Here is a 367-nt window from a genome sequence, read left to right as displayed (position 1 = left end):
AGGTCGTCGACCTTGAGGACGTCAGGGACGCTCGGTTGTTCGCCACGCCGCAGCAGCGAGCGGACCCTGGCCAGCAGTTCGGGAAACTCGAATGGCTTGACCAGATAGTCGTCGGCGCCGGAGTCGAAGCCTTTCAGCTTGTCAGCCAGCCGGCCGCGTGCGGTCAGCATCATCACCGGGGTGCGGCTGTTGCGGCGGATGCTGGCGAGTACTCCCCAGCCGTCGATTTCCGGCAGGTCGACATCGAGTATGACCAACTCGTAGGCAGACTGCGCTGCCATATGCAGGCCGTCGACACCATTGGTTGCAATATCGACGATATAACCACTTTCGCTCAGGCCCTGGTGGAGATAGTCGGCAGTTTTAA

At 60.8% G+C, this 367-nt stretch carries 1 protein-coding gene; it reads right to left on the bottom strand.

Annotated features, from left to right (window positions below; translation table 11 throughout):
* A partial coding sequence (locus J0A65_RS26435; RefSeq protein WP_206597153.1) for a response regulator occupies window positions 1-367 on the bottom strand: 367 nt, incomplete at both ends.

Source organism: Bowmanella yangjiangensis (assembly GCF_017255015.1).
GTDB lineage: Bacteria > Pseudomonadota > Gammaproteobacteria > Enterobacterales > Alteromonadaceae > Bowmanella > Bowmanella yangjiangensis.
The sequence above is the reverse complement of the archived record's forward strand: the minus strand, read 5'-3'. Positions and strand labels throughout refer to the sequence as shown.